14 protein-coding genes and 1 tRNA gene are annotated in these 10,728 nt (G+C 65.4%); 7 read left to right on the top strand and 8 right to left on the bottom strand.

Annotated elements, in window-relative coordinates:
- Positions 1–8: 8 nt before the first annotated feature.
- The 4 genes from ENHY17A_RS07430 to hspQ form a co-directional block, all read right to left on the bottom strand.
- Entirely contained in the window at positions 9–596 is a 588-nt protein-coding gene (locus ENHY17A_RS07430) for a GNAT family N-acetyltransferase (protein ID WP_201296358.1), read from the bottom strand.
- A gap of 185 nt (positions 597–781) precedes the next feature.
- Positions 782–1,051 carry a 50S ribosomal protein L27 gene (rpmA, locus tag ENHY17A_RS07425; protein WP_159711492.1) on the bottom strand — a complete coding sequence of 90 codons (270 nt, stop codon included), beginning with the start codon at positions 1,049–1,051 and terminating at the stop codon, positions 782–784.
- A gap of 29 nt (positions 1,052–1,080) precedes the next feature.
- A complete protein-coding gene (gene rplU, locus ENHY17A_RS07420) occupies positions 1,081–1,491 on the bottom strand; it encodes a 50S ribosomal protein L21 (RefSeq protein WP_159711490.1) in 411 nt (136 codons plus the stop codon).
- A 131-nt stretch (positions 1,492–1,622) separates the two neighbouring features.
- Positions 1,623–2,006, bottom strand: a complete 384-nt coding sequence (hspQ, locus tag ENHY17A_RS07415; RefSeq protein WP_159711488.1) for a heat shock protein HspQ — start codon at positions 2,004–2,006, stop codon at positions 1,623–1,625.
- Positions 2,007–2,171: 165 nt separating this feature from the next.
- On the opposite strand from hspQ, the gene ENHY17A_RS07410 reads away from it, so the two are divergent.
- A tRNA-Ser gene (locus ENHY17A_RS07410) sits at positions 2,172–2,261 on the top strand.
- 50 nt (positions 2,262–2,311) lie between these two features.
- On the opposite strand, the gene ENHY17A_RS07405 is transcribed toward ENHY17A_RS07410, so the two are convergent.
- Positions 2,312–3,364, bottom strand: coding sequence for a LacI family DNA-binding transcriptional regulator (locus ENHY17A_RS07405; RefSeq protein ID WP_236547800.1), 1,053 nt, complete (start codon positions 3,362–3,364; stop codon positions 2,312–2,314).
- A 98-nt stretch (positions 3,365–3,462) separates the two neighbouring features.
- Between ENHY17A_RS07405 and ENHY17A_RS07400 the strand changes: the two genes are divergently transcribed.
- The 3 genes from ENHY17A_RS07400 to ENHY17A_RS07390 are packed head-to-tail and all read left to right on the top strand — an operon-like array spanning position 3,463 to position 6,025.
- Complete coding sequence (locus tag ENHY17A_RS07400) at positions 3,463–3,897, top strand: iron-sulfur cluster assembly scaffold protein (protein WP_159714291.1); 435 nt, start codon at positions 3,463–3,465, stop codon at positions 3,895–3,897.
- Entirely contained in the window at positions 3,897–5,687 is a 1,791-nt protein-coding gene (locus tag ENHY17A_RS07395; protein WP_201296357.1) for a cation:proton antiporter domain-containing protein, read from the top strand. The genes ENHY17A_RS07400 and ENHY17A_RS07395 overlap by 1 nt, the downstream gene beginning before the upstream one ends.
- The gene (locus ENHY17A_RS07390) at positions 5,684–6,025 is read left to right on the top strand and encodes a DUF423 domain-containing protein (RefSeq protein ID WP_159711484.1); all 342 of its coding nucleotides are present in this window, start codon (positions 5,684–5,686) and stop codon (positions 6,023–6,025) included. Before ENHY17A_RS07395 ends, ENHY17A_RS07390 begins: the two co-directional genes overlap by 4 nt.
- Here the strand turns inward: ENHY17A_RS07390 and ENHY17A_RS07385 are convergent.
- From ENHY17A_RS07385 to ENHY17A_RS07375, 3 genes are read right to left on the bottom strand one after another with little or no spacing between them, the layout of a single operon-like run.
- A complete protein-coding gene (locus ENHY17A_RS07385; protein WP_159711482.1) occupies positions 5,993–6,169 on the bottom strand; it encodes a DUF2256 domain-containing protein in 177 nt (58 codons plus the stop codon). The genes ENHY17A_RS07390 and ENHY17A_RS07385 overlap by 33 nt on opposite strands.
- Positions 6,169–7,269, bottom strand: a complete 1,101-nt coding sequence (gene aroB / locus ENHY17A_RS07380; RefSeq protein WP_159711480.1) for a 3-dehydroquinate synthase — start codon at positions 7,267–7,269, stop codon at positions 6,169–6,171. The genes ENHY17A_RS07385 and aroB overlap by 1 nt, the downstream gene beginning before the upstream one ends.
- Positions 7,266–7,817 (bottom strand): shikimate kinase, encoded by a 552-nt coding sequence (locus ENHY17A_RS07375; protein ID WP_159711478.1) that lies wholly within the window; start codon positions 7,815–7,817, stop codon positions 7,266–7,268. The genes aroB and ENHY17A_RS07375 overlap by 4 nt, the downstream gene beginning before the upstream one ends.
- Before the next feature lie 78 nt (positions 7,818–7,895).
- Here ENHY17A_RS07375 and ENHY17A_RS07370 point away from each other — a divergent pair, with 78 nt between their 5' ends.
- Genes ENHY17A_RS07370 through ENHY17A_RS07360 form a run of 3 tightly spaced genes read left to right on the top strand, consistent with a single transcriptional unit; the run spans position 7,896 to position 10,727 of the window.
- On the top strand, positions 7,896–8,033 hold the full coding sequence (locus ENHY17A_RS07370; RefSeq protein ID WP_201296356.1) for a hypothetical protein: 138 nt from the start codon (positions 7,896–7,898) through the stop codon (positions 8,031–8,033).
- Positions 8,014–9,810 carry a hypothetical protein gene (locus tag ENHY17A_RS07365; protein WP_159711476.1) on the top strand — a complete coding sequence of 599 codons (1,797 nt, stop codon included), beginning with the start codon at positions 8,014–8,016 and terminating at the stop codon, positions 9,808–9,810. Before ENHY17A_RS07370 ends, ENHY17A_RS07365 begins: the two co-directional genes overlap by 20 nt.
- Positions 9,807–10,727, top strand: coding sequence for a tyrosine-type recombinase/integrase (locus tag ENHY17A_RS07360; protein WP_159711474.1), 921 nt, complete (start codon positions 9,807–9,809; stop codon positions 10,725–10,727). Before ENHY17A_RS07365 ends, ENHY17A_RS07360 begins: the two co-directional genes overlap by 4 nt.
- The last annotated feature ends 1 nt before the right edge of the window (position 10,728 follow it).

Here is a 10,728-nt window from a genome sequence, read left to right as displayed (position 1 = left end):
AATGCGCTTTATGCTGCCAACCGCAGCTTCATTTGCTCATCGTCTGTGGTGCCGTCGGGGCAGGGGCCATCCGCGCAGTCGCTCAGGTCGATCGCATAGGTTTGGCATGGCACCGTTGCCCCGCGCGCAAGCGAGTGGACACTTTCAATCCGGCCTGTCGCGCGGAAGCCTGCCTTGCGCAGCACTGCGCCCGATGCGGGGTTGTCAGTCATGTGCCCTGCCGTAAGCCGTGCGATCCGCAAACTGTGCCGCGCGGTGTCGATCAGCGCGCGTACCGCCTCGGTCGCATAGCCGAGGCCCCAGGCGTCGGGGGTGATCCAGTAGCCAAGGTCATAGGCGTTGTGGCCGAGCGGCCCTAGCCCCATGCCGCCGACGATCCGCGCCGGCCCGCCGCCTTCAGCGGTGGTGATCAGGAACAGCGGCGTCGTCGCCCCGCGTTCGGCGCGCAGCCAGTCACGAGCGTTGTCGACATGATAGGGCCAGGGAGCGGTGGCGAGGTTTCGCACGACCGCTTCGTGTCCCATCGCCGCCGCCAATGCGGGGGCATCCTCGATCCAGCCGGGGCGCAGGCTCAAACGCTTGGTACGCACGAACATGGGGCACTCCTTCCTCTCTCGCAGCGTCGCCATGCCCGATTTTGATGACGGGATGGCGACGCATGGCCATGGGGAGGGAACAAGAAAAAAGGGAGCCGGGGCGACCCGTCTCCCTTGTCTGGTTGTTCCGGGTGTCATCCCGGAACCGGGTCGTCCTGGTGGACAACCCGGCTGGTTGTCCGATGTTATTCGGCGGCCGCCATAATCGGCGCTACCGACGCAAATTTGCGGCCGAGTTTGCCTTCGCGGAATTCCACGCGGCCATCGGTCAGCGCGAACAGGGTATGATCCTTGCCCATGCCGACATTGGTGCCTGCGTAGAATTTGGTGCCGCGCTGGCGCACGATGATGTTGCCGGCGATGACGACTTCTCCGCCGAACTTCTTCACGCCGAGACGGCGACCCGCGGAATCGCGACCGTTGCGCGAAGAACCGCCTGCCTTTTTATGTGCCATTGTCTAAACTCCTCGGATCAGGTCGGCGCTTACGCGTCGGTCTTCTTGGCTGCGGCCTTTTTGGGCGCTGCCTTGGTTTCGGTTTCGGCAGGAGCCGCGTCGACGTCAGCCTTCTTGGCCGCGGTCTTCGTCTTCTTCTCTTCGCCGCCGATCGCCGTGATCTTCAGGATCGTGTGCTGCTGGCGGTGGCCGTTCTTGCGGCGATAGTTATGCCGACGGCGCTTTTTGAAGATGATGACCTTTTCGGCCTGCGCCTGCGCGATGACTTCCGCCGAGACGATCAGGCCTTCGACCGACTTCAGCTCGCCGCCGTCGCCTGCAAGAAGGACGTCGCTCAGCTTGACCGACGAACCGGCCTCGCCGTCGATCTTCTCGACAACGATCTTGTCTCCTGCGGCAACGCGATACTGCTTGCCGCCCGTGCGCACGATTGCGAACATTGGCTCTGCTCTTTTTTCAATACATGTACCCGCGCAAGGCCGGGGCCGCGCGGGAAGGAAGGGTGCGGCTATGCGATGCGTCCGATTCTGTCAACCTTATGGGTGCGACAAAATCGGTGTTCGCGGTCGAATCAGTGGCGGTGCTCGCGCTTGAGCAGATAGCGACCGTCGTCGGTGGTATCGAACAGCCCGCGAATGGCGGGATGATCGACCGGCTCGTCGCTGTCGTCGGTCACCAAATTCTGCTGGCTGACATAGGCGACATAGGATGATTCGGCGTTTTCGGCGAGCAGATGGTAGAAGGGCTGGTCCTTGCGCGGGCGGACATCCTCCGGAATCGCATCGTACCATTCGTCGGTATTGGCGAAAACGGGGTCGATATCGAACACCACACCGCGGAAATCAAACAACCGATGGCGCAGCACGTCGCCGACGTTGAAGCGCGCGTGCGCGATCGGCGGCACCGGCACATCGGCGTCGAGAGGCAGCGTGTTGGCAGAAAAACGGTGCGACATGACGACAATCTAATGTCAATTGCGCAGCGCACAAGCGGGGTTCAGCAGGTTGCTGTGGATAGTCGCAAGCACAGGGCGTTCCACCCCTTGCAAGCCGCGACGTTGTCGATTAGACGCCCGCCTTCATCGACCGGCACGGCCCAGCCCGCGCCTATATGACCTCGCGGAGAGGTGGCAGAGTGGTCGAATGTACCGCACTCGAAATGCGGCGTGGGTGCAAGCTCACCGTGGGTTCGAATCCCACCCTCTCCGCCACTTCCTTTTGCGTTTCACGGTCCCCTTTTTCGCAATGCGCCTGGCGCGCGCTAGCGGCGGTCGGCAGCCTGGCCCGACGATTCGCGGACCACCAGTTCGAACGGTAGGACGTGGTCGATCGATCGGTCGCGGGGGTCGTCGCGTCCCAGCCGGGTCAGCAGCATTTCGACCGCGATCCGTGCCATCTCGGCGATCGGCTGACGGATGGTGGTCAATTCGGGCCAGACGTTGGTGGCGATAGCGGTATCGTCGAAGCCGACGATGCTCAGGTCGTCGGGGACGTGCAGACCGCGACGATGCGCGACGCCCACCGCAGCGGCAGCCATATCGTCGTTGGTGGCGAAGATCGCGGTCGGCAGGCGCGGCGCCGACAGGATTTGTTCGGCCGCTTCGATACCCGAGCGATAAGTGAAATAGCCTTGTTCGATCGACGATGCGCCGGGCTCGATACCCGCCTCCGCGAGTGCCGCGAAGAAGCCGCGCTCGCGTTCGGCACTGGCAAAATGGTCGGGATGGCCGCGAATGACCGCAATGTCGCGGTGGCCCAGGTCGACCAGATGGCGGGCCATTGCCTGCGCCGCGCCGAAATCGTCCATCCGTACGTTCAGCGTGCCGGGGACATGTTGGCCCATCGCGATCGCGACCCAGGGGATGCCCGCTTCATCGAGCACGTCGCGCACCGCGACCGATTCGGACAAAGGCGGCGGCAGCACTACGCCGCGCACGTCGACGCTGACGAACAGGCGCGTCGCCTCTGCCTGTTCCGCATCGCTTTCGCCGTCGCACGGCTCGAGCAGCAAATGGCTGCCGGCGCGGCGTGCGCCGGTCAGAGCACCGATCAGGAACTGGCTGAGATAGGCGGCCGACGGGTTGGAATGAAGCAGGCCGATCTGCGTCGCTTCGCCCACCGCCAGCGCGCGCGCCGCCGAATTAGGGCGATAGCTGAGCTTTTCGATCGCCTCCAACACGGTTTGGCGCGTTTCCTCGCGCACATTGGGACCGCGATTGACGACGCGCGAGACCGTCATCGCCGACACGCCGGCTTCGCGCGCCACATCCTGTACGGTGGCACTGCCCTGACCGCGCCTGGTTGATCGGCTCATCATTTTCTCCTGCGACGGCGGGATATGATCGTGTGCGGCGATTGGCAATCGTCGATCCCCCCCTCGCGCTTGTCCGACAACATGCCTAAATGGCTCGCGTGAACGCTCCGCTCTATAATGCCCGCATCCTGCGTCTGGCCGCATCGATCCCGCATCATGCGCGATTGGCAGAGCCGATGGCCAGCGTCGAGAAACGATCCCCAGTGTGCGGCAGTCGGGTCACGGTCGATGTCGTGACCGACGATGCCGGACGGGTCGCGGAACTGGGGCTGGAGGTGCGCGCCTGCGCCTTGGGTCAGGCGGCGTCGGCGTTGATGGCCGACCACGCGATCGGCAAATCACCCGCCGAACTCGCCGCCGTGCGCGATGCGCTGGCGGGCTGGCTGGCGGGCGGCGACGTTCCGCCCGACTGGCCGGGCCTCGACATTTTCGATCCCGCGCGCCCGCATAGCGCGCGTCATGCCTCGATCCGGCTGGCGTTCGAGGCGGCGGCGGAAGCGGCAGAGATTTCCATGCGCGAAAGAACCGACTGATGGACGATCATGGCGCGGCGCATTCGATCCTGACCGATTTCGCGCCGATGTTTGGGGCGGCGTTGTTCTTCGTCCTGTTGTTCCGCAAGTTCGGGCTGGGCGCGACGCTCGGGTTCCTCGTTGCGGGCGTGATGGTCGGGCCGAGCGTGCTGGGGTTGGTCGGCGATGCCGCGACCAAGCTGGCGATTGCCGAACTGGGCATCGTGCTGCTGCTGTTCGTGGTCGGACTGGAATTGAGCCCGGCGCGATTGTGGCGGATGAAGCGTGACATTTTCGGCTTCGGCCTGTTGCAGGTGGTGTTGTGCGGGATCGCGATAATCCTGCTGGTACAATTCAGCACCAGTTTCTCGATCGCCGCGGCTATCGCGCTTGGCCTGCCGCTGGCGCTGTCGTCGACGGCTCAGGTGTTGCCGATGTTGCAATCGGCGGGGCGGCTGGCGACGCCATCGGGCGAGCGGGCGTTTTCGACGCTGTTGTTTCAGGATATTTCGATCGTTCCGCTGATCACCATCATCGCGGCGCTGTCACGCAATCCGACGGACGCGAACGGCCCGCCGGGCTGGCTGCTTGTCCTCTACACCCTGTTGGCGGTCGCCGGTCTGGTGCTGGCCGGGCGTTACCTGCTCCGCCCCCTGTTTCGGTTGATCGGTAATCTGGGCGAGCGCGAGATGTTCGTGTTCGCTGGACTGTTCACCGTCATCGCCAGCGCCGCTTTGATGCAGGCGCTAGGGCTGTCCACCGCGCTCGGCGCGTTCGTGGCGGGCGTGATGCTGGCCGACAGTCCGTATCGCCACCAGTTGGAAGCCGATATCGATCCGTTCCGCACCATCCTGCTGGGGCTGTTTTTCCTGGCGGTGGGCATGATGCTCGATCTGGGTGCGATCGCCGAGCGGCCGATTTTCGTCGTCGGCATGGCCATGGCGCTGGTCGCGACCAAGACGGCGGTGATCACGATGCTCGCCAAGCTGTTCGGCATGGCGTGGAAACCGGCGCTGGCGATGGGATTGTTGCTGAGTCAGGGCGGGGAATTCGCGTTCGTTCTGTTCGCCCAGGCGCAAAGCGCGTTGCTGATCGAGCCCGAGGCGGCGAGCATCTTTGGCGCGATCGTCACGCTGTCGATGGCGACCACGCCGTTCCTGATGATGTTCGCGAGCCGGTTCAGGACCGAAGCCGTCCGTACGCCGACGGGTCTGGAAGCGCCGAAGCATGACGGTGCGACGGCGATCGTCGTCGGCTATGGTCGGTTCGGGCAATCGGCGGCGCAGATGCTGATCGGACAGGGCCTGTCGGTGACGCTGATCGATCGCAACCCGGAGACGATCGAGATCGCAGGCGATTTCGGGATGAAGGTCTATTATGGCGACGGCACCCGTCTGGACCTGTTGCGGCTGGCAGGGGCGGCGGACGCGCAGCTGATCCTGTTCTGCCTCGACGGCAAGCAGTTCACCGTCGAGGCGTTGGGTCATGTCCGCGAGGCGTTTCCGCATGCCGGGATTTTCCTGCGCGTGTTCGATCGCCGTGCGGTGGTCGAACTGGGCTCGGCGCCGGTCGACGGCATGGTCCGCGAAGTGCTCGAATCGGGCATCGACATGGCGCGCTTGGCACTACGTCATGTCGGCGTCGACGACGGCGAGATCGAGCGCACCGAGCTGGAATATCGAACCATGGACACGCGCCGGCTGGCGCGCCAGGTCGAGGCGCAGGACATCTATGCCGGGCGCGACGATATGTTCAGCCAGACCCGGCAGAAGCGACTGCGTAAGGCGGCAGCGAAAGAAGCGGGCGTATGAACTGGGTGATCGGACTGGCGGGCGTGTCAGGCGCCATGGCGGTCGCGGCGGGCGCATTCGGCGCGCACGGCGCGAGCGGCAAGGCTGTGGAATGGTTGCAGACGGGCGGCACCTATCAACTGATCCATGCGGCCGCGGCGGTGGCGGTTATTGCGATGCTGCGCGAGGCGGGCAGGGCACCGGCACTGACGATGCTGGTCGGCGCGCTGATCTTTGCAGGGACGCTCTATGCGATGGCGCTGGGGGCACCGCGCTGGTTCGGGGCGATCACGCCGATCGGCGGGGCGGCGATGATCGCGGGCTGGTTATGGGTGGCCTGGTTGGGGATGCGAAGCTGATCCGGTTTTCGTTCGACGGCACCTGTCGGAGCAATAGACGACCTGTTCCCAGTCGCGTTCCCACTTCTTTCGCCAACTGAACGGGCGCGCGCAGGCCGGGCAAATCTTCGACGGCAAATCGCGCTTGGCGACGCCGTTCGGCATCAGGCGTTTGCGCTGTCGAGGAACGCGGCCACCGCAGTCAAATCCACCGACTTGTCGAGATAGGTCTGGCCTATGCCGCGCGCGAGCAGGAAGGGCAGGGTGCCGCTCGCCATCTTCTTGTCGTGCATCATGTGGCCGACCAGCGTCTCTCCGTTGGCGTCGATGCCGCAGTCGGACAGGCGGGCGGGCAGGCCGATACCGCGCAGATGGGCTGCGACCCGCGCGGCGTCTTCGTGCGAACAAAGACCTCGCTCGGCCGAATAAGCATAGGCCAGCGCCATGCCCGCCGCGACGCCCTCGCCATGGAACAGGCGGTCGGAGAAGCCGGTTTCGGCCTCAAGCGCATGGCCGAAGGTATGGCCGAGGTTGAGCAGTGCGCGACGTCCGCTGGTTTCGGTTTCGTCCTCTACCACGATGCGTGCCTTTGCGGCGACCGAATGGCCGATGGCGTGCGCGCGGGCGTCGTGTTCTCCGGCGATCAGCTTCGCGCCGTTCGCTTCGCACCATGCAAAGAAATCTGGGTCGTCGATCAGGCCGTATTTGACGACCTCGGCATAACCCGCGCGCACTTGCCTAGCGGGCAGAGTGTCGAGCGTGTCGGGGTCGATCAGCACCAAAGCCGGTTGATGGAACGCGCCGATCAAATTTTTGCCCGCGCGCGTGTTGATCGCCGTCTTGCCGCCCACCGACGAATCGACTTGGGCGAGCAACGTCGTCGGGATTTGCACGAACTTGCAGCCACGTTTCAGGATTGCGGTGGCAAAGCCGACCAGGTCGCCGATCACGCCGCCGCCCAGCGCAATCACATGGTCCGATCGTTCGATGCCGAGGTCGAGCAGCCGGTCGGTCAGGCTTTCGAGCACGGACCAGCTTTTGGTCGCCTCTCCCGGTGCCAGCACGATCGCTTCGTTATCCACGCCCGCTGTACTGAGCGATGCCTGCAATGTGGCGAGATGCCGAGAGAGATTGGCATCGGTGACGATTGCCATCCGACGTCCACGCGCCAGGGTTGCGAGTATTTCACCCGCACGGCCCAGCAGCCCGCTTTCGATCCGCACGTCATAGCTGCGGTCGCCAAGGGCAACGGGGATGACGGTCACAGCCCCAATTCCTGGACGATTGCGTTCACCGTCGCATCATGCGGCGCGTCCTGACTGACCACGCGGATCGGGGCTAGCGCATAGATGGGGTTCCGCACCGCAGACAATTCGGTCAGCACTTCGATCGGTTTGCGGCCGCGCAGCAGGGGCCGCGTGTCGCGACGCTGGACGCGTTCGGCAAGCACATGCGGTTCCGCGTCGAGCCAGATCGCGATCGATTGCTCCAAAATCAGCGCGCGGGTGTCGTCGTTCATGAACGCGCCACCGCCGGTCGCCACCACCTTGGGCTCTCCGTCGATCAGGCGCGCAATCACCCGGCGTTCTCCGTCGCGGAAATAGGGTTCGCCGAATTTGTCGAAGATTTCGGTGACGGTCATCCCCGCCGCCAACTCTATCTCGTGATCGGCATCGACGAAGGGCAGCCGCATTTTCTGCGCCAGCCTGCGCCCGACGGTCGATTTGCCCGCGCCCATCAGCCCGACGAGCACGATCGGCTCGCCGTTCCACCGCGCTTTTCGCGCATTCGGAGTGTCATGGGTTTGCAGCATCGTCGCAGGCGCTATACATGCGCAAATCGCGTCCGGCAAAAGGCGCGGACCCAAGAAAACTCTGGCCCCGGACAACAGATGAACCGTTCGCTTATCATCCTGCTCGTCGTAATCGTCGCAATCGTCGGTGGCCTGTTCTGGCTGGCGGGAAGCGATTCGGAAAAGGAACCGGTCCGCGTCGAAAAGGCCGTGTCGCTTGAAAATCTCACCAACTAAGGTCGCGATCCCGGTTCTGGCGATCGCATTGCTGGCCAGCGGTCTTCCCGCGACGGGCCAGGAATCGCTGTTGCCCGAAGGGTTCGGCGATCCCGCGCCTGCGCCCGCCCCGACGCCAGTGCCTGCTGCGACCCCGCGCCCCGGTGCGGTGCCGACTGCGGCCCCGTCGCCGATCATCCAGCCCTTGCCGGGCGTTGGACCCAGCCCGACCCCGACGCCGACCGCATCGCCCACGCCGCTCGATCCGTCCGAATTGCTGCGCTACGAATTGCCCGAATCGGCCAAGCGGTCGCTGTTGATCGTCGGCGTGCCCACTCGCGGCAGCGCGGTGGTGGATGCGAGCGGGTGGGGCGATGCCGATGGGCGCTTCCTGCAAACGTTGATGCGGCGGCTGGATGCGCCGGTCGCATCGCGCTGGCTGCATATCGGGTTGCGTCGCGTGCTGCTGGCGCAGACCGATACGCCGACAAGCGTCAACGGCGCGGACTTTGCTGCCGAGCGCGCGTGGCTGCTGATCCGCATGGGCGAATCGACCGCCGCGCGTAGCGTCACGCAGGCCGTGGACGTCGAGAATTATACTCCGAAACTCTATCAGATCGCGATGCAGACGCAGTTGGCAACCGGCGATGCGGGTGGCTTGTGCCCCTTGGTAGGCACCGCGCGTGAAGTATCGAACGAGCGCGGCTGGGTGATGGCGCAGGCGATGTGCGCCGGGCTGGGCGGCAATCCGGACGAAGCCGGACGGCTGGCCGATGCGGCGCGCAGGCAACGCGTGGCGACCGGCATCGATTATGTGCTCGCCGAAAAAGTCGTTGGATCGGGCGCGGGCGGGCGGCGCGCGGTGACCGTCGAATGGGACGGCGTGACGCAATTGACGGCGTGGCGATACGGGCTGGCGATGGCGACCGCGAGCGAAATCCCCGAAGACATGATGCGGACGGTCGGCGGGCATGTCGGGCATTGGAGCGCGCTTTCGCCGGTGATCGCCCCCGAAAGTCGCGTCGTCTTCGCTGAACCCGCGGCGCGCGCGGGCGTGCTGTCAAACGCGGCGTTGATCGACCTCTACGCCGCGATCGACGAAAGCGGGGAGGGGACCAGCGGCATCCGCACCGTCGCGCGCGACCTGCGAACCGCTTATGTCGCGCAGAACGCCGCCGATCGAATCGCGGCGATGCGGACCTTGTGGGACGAACCCGGCCTGCCCGGCGACAACTGGTCGCGCATGATCCTTACCGCGAGGGCGGCGTCGCAATTGCCGCCGAGCGCGGAACTGGTGGGTGATGCCGACCGGTTGATCGCGTCGATGCTGACCGCAGGGCTCGACCGTGCGGCGATGCGATGGCGCGGGACCGCGGCTCAAGGGTCGCTGGGACAGGCGCTGCTGGCGCTGGCCGATCCCAACCCGCGCGTGCGGTTCAGTGGCGATCTGGTCGATGCGTATAATGGCACAGGAGCGGCGGGCGACGCACGGCGGACGCAGCTATTCCTCGCGGGGCTCGCAGGGCTTGGGCGGTTGAGCGAAGGCGATATCGAATCGGCGGCGCAAAGCTATGACCTGGCGGTGGGTGCGGAAAATAGCTGGACCCGTGCTATCGCGCAGGCCGCGCAGAATGGCGAACCCGCGACGGTGATGCTGCTGGCGGGAACCGGGATGCAGACGCCCGACTGGCGCGGCGTCCCGCCCGAAACGTTGTTCCACATCGTCAGCGCGCTGCGCGTGGCGGGGCTGGAAGGCTATGCGAGGATGATCGCGGCTGAGGCCCTGTCGCGGTCATGACGGCGGAGCCGCTCGGCAGCGGTTCGGATACCGCGCTGATCGGGCGTTTCCTGGAGATGATGGCGGCGGAATCGGGCGCGGCGCGCAATACGCTGATGGCCTATGCCAGCGATTTGCGGCTCGCGTGCGATGCGGTGCCGGGGGGCATCGCGACTGCCTCTCGCGACGATCTGGCGAAGTTGGCCGACGGCTGGGCCGATCTGGCGCGCGCGACCGTTGCGCGAAAGGCGGCGTCGTTGCGGCGCTTCTATGCCTTTATGCTCGACGACGGATTGCGTGGCGACGACCCGTCCGACGCTCTGCCGCGCCCGGGCACCGCGCGCCGTTTGCCCAAGACGCTGTCGGTCGCCGACGTCGATCGGCTGTTTGCGGCGATCGCTGAGCGTCTGGCCGCGGCCGACGTCGCGCATGCCGATTACCGCCTGTCCGCACTGATCGAATTGCTCTACGGATCGGGCCTGCGCGCGACCGAACTCATGTCGCTGCCGCGCAATGCCATCGTCAGCGACCGGCCGTTCCTGATCCTGAAGGGCAAGGGCGGGCGCGAACGCATGGTGCCCTTGTCCGACCGTGCGCGCGAAGCGGTGGCGCGGTGGCGCGAATTCGTGCCCGCTGGCCAGCCCTGGCTCTTTCCGTCGGGCAAGTCGCATCTGTCGCGCATCCGCTTGTATCAATTGCTGAAGGCCCTCGCCGCCGATGCGGGGATCCCGCCCGACCGGATCAGTCCGCATGTCCTGCGCCATGCGTTCGCCACACACCTGCTGGAGGGCGGCGCGGACCTGCGTGCTCTACAGACCATGCTGGGCCATGCCGACATCGCGACCACCGAAATATACACCCATGTCGACTCGAAACGGTTGGTCGAGTTGGTGAACACCCGCCACCCGCTCGTTGACGCCAAGCGCGTCCGGTCCTAAC

Origin of the sequence: Sphingomonas sp. AX6, from assembly GCF_902506605.1 — a bacterium.
Taxonomy (GTDB): Bacteria; Pseudomonadota; Alphaproteobacteria; order Sphingomonadales; family Sphingomonadaceae; genus Sphingomonas.
Note: the sequence above shows the minus strand (reverse complement) of the source record. Positions and strands in the feature narration are given on the sequence as shown.